The sequence below is a fragment of the Nocardia sp. NBC_01499 genome (assembly GCF_045040275.1).
Classification (GTDB): Bacteria; Actinomycetota; Actinomycetes; order Mycobacteriales; family Mycobacteriaceae; genus Nocardia.
Genome location: NZ_CP109426.1, coordinates 2,526,082 through 2,539,129, shown reverse-complemented (window position 1 = coordinate 2,539,129; position 13,048 = coordinate 2,526,082). Strand labels below are relative to the sequence as shown.

Annotated in this window: 14 protein-coding genes and 1 pseudogene; 9 read left to right on the top strand and 6 right to left on the bottom strand. The window is 67.5% G+C overall.

From position 1 onward, the window contains the following. Positions 1-227: 227 nt before the first annotated feature. Positions 228-986: a polyphosphate--glucose phosphotransferase gene (gene ppgK / locus OG203_RS11550; RefSeq protein ID WP_405165657.1), complete on the bottom strand. Its 759-nt coding sequence runs from the start codon at positions 984-986 to the stop codon at positions 228-230. A 170-nt stretch (positions 987-1,156) separates the two neighbouring features. Between ppgK and OG203_RS11545 the strand changes: the two genes are divergently transcribed. Then, a complete protein-coding gene (locus tag OG203_RS11545) occupies positions 1,157-2,080 on the top strand; it encodes an inositol monophosphatase family protein (RefSeq protein WP_405165656.1) in 924 nt (307 codons plus the stop codon). 159 nt (positions 2,081-2,239) lie between these two features. Here the strand turns inward: OG203_RS11545 and cei are convergent, their stop codons facing one another. Next, the gene (gene cei, locus OG203_RS11540; protein WP_405165655.1) at positions 2,240-2,917 is read right to left on the bottom strand and encodes an envelope integrity protein Cei; all 678 of its coding nucleotides are present in this window, start codon (positions 2,915-2,917) and stop codon (positions 2,240-2,242) included. A 504-nt stretch (positions 2,918-3,421) separates the two neighbouring features. Between cei and OG203_RS11535 the strand changes: the two genes are divergently transcribed. Next, a complete protein-coding gene (locus OG203_RS11535) occupies positions 3,422-3,724 on the top strand; it encodes a DUF4193 domain-containing protein (RefSeq protein WP_107658115.1) in 303 nt (100 codons plus the stop codon). 16 nt (positions 3,725-3,740) lie between these two features. Here OG203_RS11535 and OG203_RS11530 read toward each other — a convergent pair whose 3' ends face one another. After that, entirely contained in the window at positions 3,741-4,226 is a 486-nt protein-coding gene (locus OG203_RS11530; RefSeq protein WP_405167835.1) for a DUF3093 domain-containing protein, read from the bottom strand. Between the two features lie 156 nt (positions 4,227-4,382). On the opposite strand from OG203_RS11530, the gene dut reads away from it, so the two are divergent. Together dut and OG203_RS11520 are read left to right on the top strand one after the other, a co-directional pair. Further along, on the top strand, positions 4,383-4,871 hold the full coding sequence (dut, locus tag OG203_RS11525; protein ID WP_405165654.1) for a dUTP diphosphatase: 489 nt from the start codon (positions 4,383-4,385) through the stop codon (positions 4,869-4,871). Positions 4,872-4,876: 5 nt separating this feature from the next. After that, the gene (locus OG203_RS11520) at positions 4,877-5,716 is read left to right on the top strand and encodes a DUF3710 domain-containing protein (RefSeq protein ID WP_405167834.1); all 840 of its coding nucleotides are present in this window, start codon (positions 4,877-4,879) and stop codon (positions 5,714-5,716) included. Positions 5,717-5,813: 97 nt separating this feature from the next. On the opposite strand, the gene OG203_RS11515 is transcribed toward OG203_RS11520, so the two are convergent. After that, positions 5,814-6,539: an alpha/beta fold hydrolase gene (locus tag OG203_RS11515; protein WP_405165653.1), complete on the bottom strand. Its 726-nt coding sequence runs from the start codon at positions 6,537-6,539 to the stop codon at positions 5,814-5,816. 128 nt (positions 6,540-6,667) lie between these two features. Between OG203_RS11515 and OG203_RS11510 the strand changes: the two genes are divergently transcribed. From OG203_RS11510 to OG203_RS11500, 3 genes are all read left to right on the top strand, one after another. After that, positions 6,668-7,045 carry an OB-fold nucleic acid binding domain-containing protein gene (locus OG203_RS11510; protein ID WP_405165652.1) on the top strand — a complete coding sequence of 126 codons (378 nt, stop codon included), beginning with the start codon at positions 6,668-6,670 and terminating at the stop codon, positions 7,043-7,045. A gap of 3 nt (positions 7,046-7,048) precedes the next feature. After that, positions 7,049-7,759, top strand: a complete 711-nt coding sequence (locus OG203_RS11505; RefSeq protein ID WP_405165651.1) for a DUF3159 domain-containing protein — start codon at positions 7,049-7,051, stop codon at positions 7,757-7,759. A 167-nt stretch (positions 7,760-7,926) separates the two neighbouring features. Continuing rightward, the gene (locus OG203_RS11500) at positions 7,927-8,553 is read left to right on the top strand and encodes a sigma-70 family RNA polymerase sigma factor (RefSeq protein WP_405165650.1); all 627 of its coding nucleotides are present in this window, start codon (positions 7,927-7,929) and stop codon (positions 8,551-8,553) included. A 39-nt stretch (positions 8,554-8,592) separates the two neighbouring features. On the opposite strand, the gene OG203_RS11495 is transcribed toward OG203_RS11500, so the two are convergent. After that, a complete protein-coding gene (locus OG203_RS11495; RefSeq protein WP_405165649.1) occupies positions 8,593-9,264 on the bottom strand; it encodes a potassium channel family protein in 672 nt (223 codons plus the stop codon). A 2-nt stretch (positions 9,265-9,266) separates the two neighbouring features. Beyond that, complete coding sequence (locus OG203_RS11490) at positions 9,267-9,932, bottom strand: TrkA family potassium uptake protein (protein ID WP_364721367.1); 666 nt, start codon at positions 9,930-9,932, stop codon at positions 9,267-9,269. 160 nt (positions 9,933-10,092) lie between these two features. Between OG203_RS11490 and OG203_RS11485 the strand changes: the two genes are divergently transcribed. Further along, positions 10,093-12,081 (top strand): APC family permease, encoded by a 1,989-nt coding sequence (locus OG203_RS11485; protein WP_405165648.1) that lies wholly within the window; start codon positions 10,093-10,095, stop codon positions 12,079-12,081. Then, positions 12,078-12,173 (top strand): annotated as a pseudogene (locus OG203_RS11480) (hypothetical protein); the annotation flags it as partial. The gene OG203_RS11485 and the pseudogene OG203_RS11480, both read left to right, overlap by 4 nt. Between the last annotated feature and the right edge of the window lie 875 nt (positions 12,174-13,048).

The window sequence follows — 13,048 nt, the reverse complement described above, 5'->3', positions numbered from 1 at the left end:
GGTCTGTCGGGTTTCACCGGTGAAAGCCGGTCGGGTTTCGCCGGCTCAGCACCGGGCACGTTCCATTGTAACGATCTAACCAGGGTACCTATGGCCACCATGCATGAGGCGGCGCTTCGCAAGCTCGGCTTCGCCATTTGTCAGCAACGGTAAAGGCCTTCGTTCGCTGCGCTACACCCACGGTATACCGCGCGATGGTACGGCGTCGGATGGTTGCCGCACCCGATTCACGGCGCGATGCCTGCGTCGATCGCCATCGCAGCGCCGACGATGCCCGCGGTGTTCTTCAGATGCGCGGGAATCACCTGAGTTCGGTTGGTGAGCAACGGAATCCACTGATCGGAGTCGCGGCTGATACCGCCGCCCGCGACGAACACCTTCGGCCAGAAAAGGTTCTCGAGACCGATCAGCACGGTGCTCACCTCGGCGGCCCACTGCTCGAAGCTGAGCCCGTCGCGGTCCTTGATCGAGGCGGCGGCGCGATGTTCGGTCTCCATGCCGCCGACCTCGAGATGACCGAGTTCGCTGTTGGCCACCAGGGTGCCCTGGTACAGCAGGGCCGAGCCGATGCCGGTGCCGAAGGTCAGCAGCAGCACGAGCCCGTCGAAATCCTTTGCCGCGCCGTAGCGATCCTCGGCCAGGCCCGCCGCGTCCGCGTCGTTGAGCACGGTCACCTCGCGGCCGTCCAGGGTGTTGGCGAACAGCGCGCGTGCGTCGGTGCCGACCCAGGCCTTGTCGATGTTGGCGGCGGTGCGTGCGACGCCGTCGAGTACCACCGACGGCAGGGTGATGCCGACCGGTCCGTCCCAATCGGCTTGTGCGACCAGCTTTGCCACCGCGTCGGCGACGGCCTGCGGTGTCGACGGATGCGGTGTCGCGATCTTGATCCGTTCGTGGACCAGCTCACCGGTCGCCAGATCCACCGCGCCACCCTTGACGCCGCTGCCGCCGATATCGATGCCGAATGCGTGCCCCCGAGCGGACATGACTTAGCCCTCGTTCCTGTGCTGGCCGGTGTGGAGCACAACACCGATGCACAAGGCTTCACCCCGGCCGCGAGCGGCGATGCGGTGGTGTGCCCGACGACGGCGTTGTGTCGTGCACGACAAGAGTAATGCGCGATCGATGCTGCGCGTTCCGGAGGATCTGTGATGCGATGGGGAGCGTGCCGGAAACCTCATCGCCCGTGTCCGACTACACCTCCGAGATCATCGTCGCCCGCGGCGACGAGGCTGAACTGCGCAGAGTCGCCGTCGACCTCGCCGAAACCGCCGCGGCGCACGTTCGTGCCCGCCGCCCCGAGGTCTTCGGTCAGGCCGGTGGACCCGCCGAAGACGCGGTGCAATCCAAGAGCCATCCGACCGACCCGGTGACCATCGTTGACACCGAAACCGAGGAACTCATCCGCGGCCTGCTCGCCGAGCAGCGCCCCGGCGACCCCATCCTCGGCGAGGAGGGCGGCGGCAGCCTCGCCGACTCCGCCGCCGACATCGTGCACTGGGTAGTAGACCCAATCGACGGCACGGTCAACTTCCTGTATGGCATCCCCGGCTACGCGGTCTCGGTGGCGGCGATGCGCGGCGGCCGACCGGTCGCCGGCGCGGTGGTCGATGTCGCCAGGCGCGCCACCTACAGCGCCGGGCTCGGGCTCGGCGCGATCCGGGTCGACGCCGAGGGCGCGGTGGAGCACCTGAGCTGCACGCCGGTCGAGACGCTCTCGATGTCGTTGGTGGCCACCGGTTTTGCCTATGGCAAGCATCGGCGGACGAGGCAAGCTCAGTTGATCGCCGAGGTGCTGCCGCAGGTGCGTGACATTCGTCGCTTCGGCGCGGGCGCACTCGACCTGTGCCACGTCGCGGCCGGCCGGGTGGACGCCTACTTCGAGCACGGCCTCAACGCCTGGGACTGGGGCGCTGGCGCGCTGATCGCGGCCGAGGCCGGTGCCAGGCTCACGCTGCCGCCAGCCACCGCACCGGGCGAGGCAGGCGACCTGGTGATCGCCGCGGCACCCGGCATCGCCGACGAGTTGTTCGCCCTGCTGGACCGAGTCGGTGCCACAGAGCCGATCCCGGACCGCTGACCTACACAGGCTGCAACCCATGTGCCTACGAAATCACTGATTTCGTAGGCACATGGGTAACTCGCCGGGTACGGGCTGACGCTGCCGACGACTTAACCGTCGGCCGCCAACGTCACAGGTGTGGCACCTAGGTCTGGCCTGAATACGCGGAGAGGCGGATCAGCAGTGGGCTTGCCGTGCGGCCTCTAGGAGCTTGATGTCGATCGAGGTGCTGCCGCCGGGCGCCGGGTTCTTCAGCGACCGCAACACCTCCTCGGCGTCGTTGCTGGGGCGGATGTCGCGGAACAGCGAGCCGAGCACCATGTCGACGGTGTCGTCGGAGCGCTGATCCTCGATCAGCTCGGCGCACGGGACGACCAGCTGGACCGATGCGGCGGCCGGTCGGCCGTTCACACCGAACCGGATTTGGCCGGTGCATTCGAGATCACCGTTGACGTATACCGAATCGTTGCCGTATTGCGTCCCCGGCGCACTCGCGAACCCGAGGTCGCCGAACTGCGCCGCGACGTGCGCGGCCTGGCCACGCTGGTTGTTCGCGTTGAGCACGCGCACTTTGCTCGCCGCCAGCGGCGCGGGTTCCACGTCCTGCAGGCGGCTCGCGCCGACCCGCTGACCAAGCGTCGCCGCTGGTTGTGCGCCAGGATCGGTGGCCGGGCTCGGCGAGTTGCAGGCCATCGCGCTCGTGTCGTGCTCGGTCGTCGTCAACGCCTTGACCCACACAATCGTGCAGATCAGCGTGACAATGCCGAGCATGATGAGCCATGGCTGCGGGCGCCGTCGGAGGAAGGGCCTGCCCTGGGAATCCACGGGGCGGCCTTCGGTGATCAGTGAAACCACCAGCACACTCTACGAAAAGGTGGTGGCAAACGGGGACGGCAGGCCGACGAAGTCCGCCGGAGTGGGTGAATACCGCGGACGGCAGGCCGACGGAGTCGGTCGGGGTTGGCGAACACAGCGGACGGCAGGCCGGACGGAGCCGGTCGCGGTGGGTCAAAACGTTGCACAAGGTGTCCTGAGTTCGACGGACGGTGTCGATTACCCGTCAGTTTCGAATCGTCTGTGTTTTGATTGCGACTTTTGTGCCGGGGTCCGCTATTGTCTGGCGGCCCAGATCGAATCGCCGGTGCTGAAATTGGTGGTCGGTCGCGGGAACAAGTAGGGCATGTCCTGCGTTTACCGAGCGCTATCCGGAGTGGATCAGCCCGATCCGACCTGATGGGTGACCGGTGTACGTGTGACGTGCACCACCGGCGGGACGGCGCGAGTCACGGCGGTTCCAGCAGGAATCGGTGTGAGCGAGCCGGTCCGGGATATATGAAGTAAGGACGAGGGGAAGACGACATGGCAACCGACTATGACGCACCGAGGCGCACCGAAACCGACGACGTGTCGGAAGATTCGCTGGAGGAGCTGAAGGCTCGTCGTAACGAGGCACAGTCCGCCGTCGTGGATATCGACGAATCCGATACCGCGGAGTCGTTCGAGCTTCCCGGCGCGGACCTGTCCGAAGAAGTGCTGAGCGTTCGGGTGATCCCGAAGCAGGCCGACGAGTTCACCTGTTCCAGCTGCTTCCTCGTGCACCACCGGAGCAGGCTGGCCAGCGAGAAGGGCGGTCAGCTGATCTGCATGGACTGCGCGGCGTGAGCTAGTTCCACGGTGATCAGCCCGCGCTGGGCAGGCCCAGCGCGGCAAGGACCCGTTCGGGTCGGCGCGTACTGACCAGCCAGTACGGCGTCGGATCGTCCGGGTCGTCGAGTACGAGCAACACCATCGGTCCGATCCACGGCCGATGTTGCACATAGGCGGCGGGGTCGAGCTGGCGACCCAGCGCCGCACTCTTCGCCGTGCGGGCGACGACGGCCGCACGGGCGACGAAATTCACCGGCAGGTGGGCGCGGTCGGCACGGAGTTCCAGCGTGCCCGACGCGTCCGCCGTGACCTCGATGCGGTGACGGCTCAGCCACACCAGCACCCACACCGGTAGCGGAAACAGCAGCACATAGGGCAGCCAGGCACGCAATCCCGGTGCGCCCATGTGGATTTCGGCGGCGAGCAACCCGGTGATGGCGAAGGCTACCGGCCACCACCACAGCGGCACCCACAGGCGCTCGCGGTACGGCTGCTGGCTCTGCTGGTTCTCGTCCATCTTCACGGGGTTGGGCTGGTCCGACACGACTCAACACTAATTCACGATGGTGACTGGTCAACGCGTAGGCTCGACCAACGTGAGGGAGCGAAGCGAGCGAACCATGGACACAGCAGCCACGCTCATGACGGAGCCGAGCGCCAGCGAGGCGGAGTCATGAGCGCACTTTCACCCATACCATTGCTGCGGCTGGATCCCGGCATCCCCATGCCCGCGCGCGCCCATCATGGCGACGCCGGCGTGGACCTGTGCACCACGGAAGACGTCATCCTCGAACCGGGGGAGCGGGTGCTGGTCGGCACCGGCGTCGCGGTCGCGCTACCGGTCGGCACGGTCGGCCTGATCCATCCCCGATCGGGACTGGCGGCCAAGACCGGACTTTCAGTAGTGAACACCCCCGGCACGGTCGATGCCGGATACCGGGGCGAGATCAAGGTGTGCCTGATCAATCACGACCCGCGCACGCCCATCGAGCTGCGCCGGGGTGACCGGATCGCGCAGCTGCTGGTGCAGCGGGTCGAACTCGTCGACTTCCTGGAGGTCGACACGCTGGACGAGACCGCGCGCGGTGCGGGCGGTTACGGCTCCAGCGGCGGTCACGCGAGTCTGAGCGGTGCGGGCCAGGCCGTCGGCAAGGAGGCGTGATGGGCATATTCGGCAAGAAGAAGAGATCCGACGACGAGTACGACGACGTCGATGACTACGACGAGGTCGACGAATTCGACGACAACGAAGACGAGTACGACACCGACCAGCACCCGGTGGTCGCGGGGAACTACCGCGACGCCGGTGCGGCGAACTCGGGTCCGTACGACTTCACCGAGGTATCGGACCTGCTCGAGAACGTCACCGATCAGCGCCTCGATCTCGGCTCGGTGATCCTGCCGGTGCCGCAGGGCGGCCAGCTGCAGGTCGAGATGACCCCGGACGGCACGCCGCAGGCCGTGCACCTGGCCACTGAGCACGGCAGGCTCACCGTCGCGGCGTACGCGGCACCGAAGTCGGCGGGCCAATGGCGCACGGTGGCCGCCGATCTCGCCGATTCGCTGCGCAACGACGGCGCGCGGGTCGCGGTGGAGACCGGCCCGTGGGGTCGCGAGCTGCTCGCCATCACCGAGGGCGCGGATCTGCGGTTCATCGGTGTGGACGGTCCGCGCTGGATGGTCCGGCTGGTCGCGGCGGGTCCGTCGGGCGCGTCGAACGACGGCAGTCCGCTGGTCGCGGCGGCCCGAGCGATCCTGCGCGAGACCGTGATTCGCCGCGGCGACGATCCGTTGCCGGTGCGTGAGCCACTACCGGTGGTGTTGCCGCAGGAACTGGCCGAACAGCTGGCCGCGGCGCACCAGGCGCAAGCCGACGCTCAGCAACAGCAGGTCGCGGCGCAGGCCGCGGCCGCGCAGGCGGGCCCACAGGGTGTGCCGCCGCGGATGCCGGAGGGGCCGCGACGCGGTGCCGACGGTTCCGCCATGCAGCAGCTGGGTCTGAACTAACCACTGGGCTGAACTAACCACTGGGCTGAACTGACCAACAGCCGGGTCTGACCTGACCGGCAGCTCGATCTGAACCAGCTCGGCTGTGCGTCAGCGATCAACTCAGCTGTGCGTCAGTAGTCAGCGCGGCAAATCCCGTGTGCCCGAGGATCGCCGGATCCGCGCCGAGTTCGGCGAGTGTGATCCGGCGAATCGCGGACCGCGGGATGAGCGCGGCCCATTCTTCGGCGATCGCTAACGGATGCACCGGATCGTCGACGGCCGTCACAACGGCGACGGGTGTCTCGATGGTGCCGAGCCGCTCGGCGCCCGGCCACTTGTAATCGGCCGCTTCCTCCAGTGCCGCAGGCAGATTCGGCCATTGCGACCGCCACGACTGGGTGAGCGCGTCGGCCAGCCAGCGTGGACTGCTCGCGCGCATCCGCTCGACCACCGCGGCCAACCCGTCGGCCCGCAACTGCGCCGCGGTCGCCGACGCGCTCAGCGCGGCGGGGCAGGCGGTGGTGTCGGGCCCGGTCCACCCGGGCAACGCCGCGACTACGCCGACCGTCAGGTCCGGATGCTCGGCCGCCCACTCGATCGCGACCGCCGCGCCCAACGAGATTCCCGCCACAACAATCGGTCCCGCCACGGCCGCCGCATCGAGCGCGGCCCGGTAACTCGCGACCACCGCGCTCGGATCGGGCTGCACCGCGACCACGTCGAGACGGCGCGCGGTGCAGGCGGGTTCGAAGGCGCGCCTGGCGAAATCCGCGTCGGATCCGGTGCCGGGCAGTGCGACGACGACGTGGGCGGGCGACACGGAGTGTGGGGAGTCGAACACCGTGCCGAGCGTAGCGGGGGTGTGCTGGTGCATCTACAGTGGCGGGTGTACGTCCACCGCCGGTCGTGCTGAGAATCCACGATGGTGTGCGATCCACACTGTCTGCTCTATGCAGGAGAGCGTGCGAAATGTCATCCGCTGCCTCAGGGTATTTTCGACGTCTGGGCCGCAGACTGACCGAGGATCTCGACCAGTTGGACGCCGAGGAGCTTGCCGAGAAATCGGAGGCTTCGGGAGCGTGCCGTGCGTCGGAGTGTCGCCGCGGCGACGAGGCGACGATGCTCGGTAAGCTGCGCAGTGTCGAAGCGTGTCCGAAGTCCGCGGGCGCTACTGTGCAAGCGGAGTTCTTCGACGGAACCGACGCCATCACCCTGGTGTGGATCGGCCGTCGGCGCATCCCCGGTATCGAACCGGGGCGGCGTATCTTGGTTCGCGGCCGCGTCGGCGATCGAGACGGCCGCAAGGTGATCTACAACCCCTACTACGAACTGCGCGGGAACAGCTGACGTATGCCATCGAGCAACGACAACGCCCCCTCGGGCGAACACACCCCCTCGACCGAACAGATCGAGCCCGACGTGGCTCTCGACCCTGACGAGGAGGCGGCCGAGCAGACGTTGCTCGAGCAGCTCGGCGGTTTCAGCGGCCTGATCTATTCCACCGTTCCCGTTGTCGTCTTCGTCCCGGTGAACAGTTTGGCCGGGCTGACCGCGGCGATCTGGTCCGCCCTCGGCGTCGCCGCGCTCATCCTGGTCTGGCGCCTGATCCGGCGCAGCCCCATCCAGCCCGCCATCTCCGGCTTCCTCGGCGTCGGCATCTGCGCGTTCATCGCCTACCGGATGGGTGAGGCCAAGGGCTTCTTCCTGTTCGGCATCTACACGAGCCTGGTGTACGCGGGCGTATTCCTGATCTCGATGCTGGTGCGCTGGCCCCTGGTCGGCGTCATCTGGGGCGTGCTGAACGGGCACGGCACCGACTGGCGCAGCGATCCGCGCGTGCAGCGCCTGTACTACGTCGCGACCTCCACCTGGGTGCTGGTGTTCGGCGCCCGCTACCTGGTGCAGTCACAGCTCTACGACACCGACCGCACCGGCTGGCTGGCGTTCACCCGCATCGCCATGGGCTGGCCGCTCACCGCGGTCGCGCTGGCGGTCACGGTCTGGGCAGTGCGTCGCGCGGGGCATATGCCCACCAAGACCGCGGTGGCCGAGCCCGCATAGGGCGTTAACCCCGCGGTCCTCGGCCGCGAAAACCCTCTGGGGTGGGGTAAGTCCCACCGCCGAGGTGGGGGGTTACCCACCCTGGGGTGCCTGGAGGGAAGCCCGAGTTCATCAGACGATCAGTTGCGTACAGAAAACAACGCACGATCGTAGGAAAGGACTCGGACGTGGCTACCGAGCACAACACCGCAGCATTGTCGAAGAACCACAATCCGGCCCTGTCGGAGAGCCGCCGGGTCGGGGCCGAACTGGACAAGTTGATCGGCCCCGCGGCAGCGGGTGACCGCGCCGCCATCACCGAGATCGTGCGCATCGTCCATCCGCTGGTCCGCCGGTATTGCGGTGCCCGCCTTGGCAATACGGCGCACCTGCAGGTCACCGCCGACGACGTGGTTCAGGAGATCCTGATCGCCACGGTCAACGCCATCCCGCGCTACCGCGATCAGGGCAAGTCGTTCCTCGCCTTCGTCTACGGCATCGCCTCGAACAAGGTCGCCGACGCGTTCCGGCGCTCCCAGCAGCACCCCACCTACCCGATGGCCGAGATGCCGGACGCGCCCTCGACCGAGGCCGGGCCCGAGGAATGGGCGCTCGCCTCCGAACGACGCGCGGCCACCAAGGAACTCATGAAGATCCTGGCGCCGGCGCATCGCGAGGTGCTGGTCATGCGGATCGTGCTCGGCTGGTCGGCGGCGCAGACCGCGGAGGCGATCGGCACCAGCCCCGGCGTGGTCAGGGTGATGCAGCATCGCGCGCTGAACAAGCTGCGCGCGGAACTGAAGGCGGCGGCCTAGTTCACCTCGCCACCGCCGCGGATCAGCCCTGTCGGGGAGTCAAGGCTTGATGCCGTGGTTGGCGAGTTCGACCCTGAGGTCCTCTTCGGCCTCCACCGAGGTCACGAACAGCAGTTCGTCGTCGCCCTCGAACGGATCATCCGGTTGCGGCACGATCACCCGGCCGCCGCGCAGAATCGTCACCAGGGCGGCGTCGCGCGGCAGGGTGAGCGTGCGCACCGGCTTTCCGGCCAGCCCGGTGTCGCCGGGCAGCGTGATCTCGACCAGGTTGGCCTGACCCTGTCGCAGCGTCATCAGGCGCACCAGATCGCCGACCGTGACCGCCTCCTCGACCAGCGAGGCGAGCAGGCGCGGCGTCGACACCGCGACATCGACACCCCACGACGAGTCGAACAGCCACTCGTTGCGCGGATCGTTCACCCGAGCCACCACCCGCCGCACGCCGAACTCGGTCTTGGCGAGCAGGCTGTGCACCAGATTGGCTTTGTCGTCACCGGTGGCCGCGATGACCACCTCATAGGTTTCCAGTCCCGCGTCCTCGAGCAACGCGAGTTCGCAGGCGTCGGCGTGCACCCAGACCGCGTCCGGAATGGCCGCAGGCTCGATGTGATCGAGTTGCCGCTCGAGCAGCATGACGTTGTGTCCGCCGCGCAGCAATTCCCTGGCGATGGATCGGCCGACGGCGCCTGCCCCGGCGATGGCCACTTTCATGTTCAGTCCTCGCTCACGGGGGGCTTGCCTGCCAACGCGATGGCCTCACCAACGGAACCGGAGGTGGCGGCGACATAGACGACGTCATCGGCTTGCACGATGGTCTTGCTGTCGGGCAGCAGGCCCTGACCGAATCGGATGATGAACGCGACCCGCACGCTCACCTCGCGCTCCAGGTCGCGCACCGTCCGGCCATACCAATCCTCGTGCAGCGTCAGCTGCGTCACAGCTACCGTGCCGGTCGGGTCGCGCCAGGTGGTGGTGGTGTTATCGCCGATGAGGGCGCGCAGGAACCGGTCGGTGGTCCACGGCACGGTGGCGATGGTCGGAATGCCGAGCCGCTCGTAGACCGCGGCGCGCTTGGCGTCGTAGATGCGGGCGACCACCCGCTCGACGCTGAACATCTCGCGGGCCACCCGCGCGGAGATGATGTTGGAGTTATCGCCGGAGGACACCGCGGCGAACGCGTCGGCCCGCTCGATTCCGGCTCGCACCAGCACATCTCGGTCGAAGCCGACGCCGGTCACCCGCTCGCCGGTGAAATCCTGGCCCAGGCGGAGGAAGGCGGCCGGGTCTCGATCGATCACCGTGACCTCATGGCCGACCCGGACCAGGGCACGGGCCAGCGCCGAGCCGACGCGCCCACAACCCATGATCACTACGTACACCCGTGCAACCTCGTTCCTGGAACCAAGCGTTCGGTCTGCTAATTATGTGGTCGAACGGTACCTGCCGAATCATTCCATCGGCCACGTTCCCCCTCCGCCACACGGCCAAACCTGCGAGCCACGCGCGCGACCACCCTCGCGTGCGCCTATGCTCGCTCCAGTGTCCAAGATGACGACGGCAGCGAAACGAATGCTGCTGGGCAGGCCTTTCCGTAGTGATTCGCTTGGCCATACCCTGCTGCCGAAACGCATCGCCCTCCCGGTGTTCGCTTCCGATGCCATGTCCTCGGTCGCCTACGCGCCGGAAGAAATTTTCCTGGTGTTATCCGCAGCCGGAATTTCGGCCTATGTCTATGCCCCCTGGGTCGGCTTAGCCGTCGCGTTGGTGATGGCCGTGGTCGTAGCAAGCTACCGGCAAAATGTGCACGCCTATCCGTCCGGTGGCGGTGACTACGAGGTGGCCACGACGAACCTCGGACCCAATGCCGGTCTGACGGTCGGCAGCGCGCTGCTCGTCGACTATGTGCTGACGGTGGCGGTCTCGATTTCCTCGGCCGCGTCCAATATCGGCTCGGCGATACCGTTCGTCGCTACGCACAAGGTGTTGTTCGCGGTTGTCGCGATCGCCATCCTGACCGCGATCAACCTGCGCGGCATCCGCGAGTCCGGCACCACCTTCGCGATCCCGACCTACGCCTTCATCGTCGGCATGTTCGTCATGCTCGGCTGGGGGCTGTTCCGCATCTTCGTCCTCGGCGACAACCTACAGGCGGAGTCGGCCGGTTTCGGATTGAAGGCGGAGGACGAGCACCTGTACGGGGTCGCCTTCGCCTTTTTGATCGCCCGCTCGTTCTCCTCCGGTTGTGCCGCGCTGACCGGTGTCGAGGCGATCAGCAACGGTGTGCCCGCGTTCCGGAAGCCGAAGTCGCGCAACGCCGCAACCACCCTGCTGATGCTCGGCACCATCGCGATCGTGCTGTTGCTCGGCATCATCATCCTGGCCCAGCGGATCGGGATCGTGTACGCGCACAACGATGCCGATCTGATCGGCGCACCGCCCGGATACCACCAGAAGACGTTGATCGCGCAGCTCGCCGAGACGGTGTTCCACGGGTTCCCGATCGGGTTCTACTTCATCACCACGGTGACCGCGCTGATCCTCGTGCTCGCCGCGAACACCGCGTTCAACGGGTTCCCGGTGCTCGGTTCGATTCTGGCGCAGGACCGTTACCTGCCCCGGCAATTGCACACCCGTGGCGATCGGCTGGCGTTCAGCAACGGCATCCTGTTCCTGTCCGGTGCGGCGATCGCGTTCGTCGTGCTGTTCGGCGCCGAGGTCACCAAGCTGATCCAGCTTTACATCGTCGGCGTGTTCGTTTCCTTCGTGCTCAGCCAGACCGGCATGCTGCGGCACTGGACCCGATTGCTGCGCACCGAAGCCGATCCCGCGCAGCGGTCGCGGATGAAGCGGTCAAGGGTGATCAATGCCGTCGGCCTCAGCGCGACCGGCGCGGTGCTGATCATCGTGCTCATCACGAAGTTCTTCGCGGGCGCCTATATCGCCATCTGCACCATGGTCGCGATCTTCATTGTGATGAAAATGATTCGGCGACACTATGATTCGGTGTCGCGCGAGCTGGAAGAGCAGGAATGGGACGGCGTGCTGCCCAGCCGCTCCCACTCGATCGTGCTGGTCTCCAAGCTGCACCTGCCGACGCGGCGCGCGCTGGCCTATGCCCGCGCCACCCGGCCGGACACCCTCGAGGCGATCACCGTGAACGTCGACGAGGCCGACACCAGGGCGCTCGTGCGCGAGTGGGAGCAGAGCGATGTCACCGTGCCGCTCAAGGTGATCGAATCGCCCTACCGCGAAATCACCAAGCCCGTCCTCGATTACGTGAAGCGGGTGCGCAAGGATTCGCCGCGCGACGTGGTGACCGTGTTCATCCCCGAGTACGTGGTCGGACACTGGTGGGAACAGGTGCTGCACAACCAGAGTGCGTTGCGGCTCAAGGGGCGACTGCTTTTCGAGCCCGGCGTGATGGTGACCAGCGTGCCGTGGCAGTTGAGTTCGTCGACGCGGGCGCGGACGCCAGGCATGGTGAACGCGCCGGGTGCGGTGCGGCGTGGTTATGACGACCGCTCATGAGTGATTGGCTCGGCACCACTTTCGAGGTGCGCCTCGGCCCGCCCGGGCACGGTGGGTTCTGTGTTGGCCGGCACGAGGGACGCGTGGTGTTCGTCCGGCACGGGTTGCCTGGCGAGCTGGTGCGGGTGCTTGTCACCGAGGATCGTGGCGGCTCGTTCTGCCGCGCCGACGCGGTGGAGATCCTCGAGCCGTCCCCGGACCGCGTCCCCGCGACCTGCCCCGTCTCCGGCCCCGGCGGCGCGGGCTGCTGCGACTTCTCCTACGCCACCCCGAAAGCCCAACGGGCACTGAAGGCTTCGGTGGTCGCCGAACAACTGCGCCGACTCGCGGGAATCGACCGCGAGATCGTCGTCGAACCGATCACCGGCTCCGGCGACACCACCGGCGGCTGGCGCACCCGAATCCGCCTTGCCGTCGACGCCGAAGGACGAGCGGGCGTACATCGATACCGCAGCACCGAGGTCATCACGGATCTGCGCTGCCCCCAACCGGTTTCGGGTGCCCTCGACGGGGTGGCGGATCGATTGTGGACGCCGGGCGCGGATTTGGTGATCGCCGTCGACGGCGACGGCGTGCGCCACATCATCGAACTGGCCCCCGCCGTCGAGGGGGAGCGCCGCAAGTCACGCGGCGGCGACCGCGAGTGGCAACGAGCAGACCCGACCGCGACCGGTGAGCGTCGCGGAGATCAGCGCGGCCGCGATCGCCGTGGCCGCGCCGACCGCCCCGATCGCCGCCGCCCCGGCGCCGAACCCGGTAGTGCCCGCGGCGACGCCGACCGCAGCCGAAATTCTCGCGCCGACGACCTGGGTGTACGTGGACGTGACGACCGAGCCGGTGCCGACACGCGGGGCGGTGTCGAACGCGACAACCGCCGCCGCCCAACCGGCAAGCCCGGCAGCGAACTGCGTGGCGACGACGCACCCGGCCGCACCGAGCGCGCCCACCGTCGCCGCCCAGGTGAGAT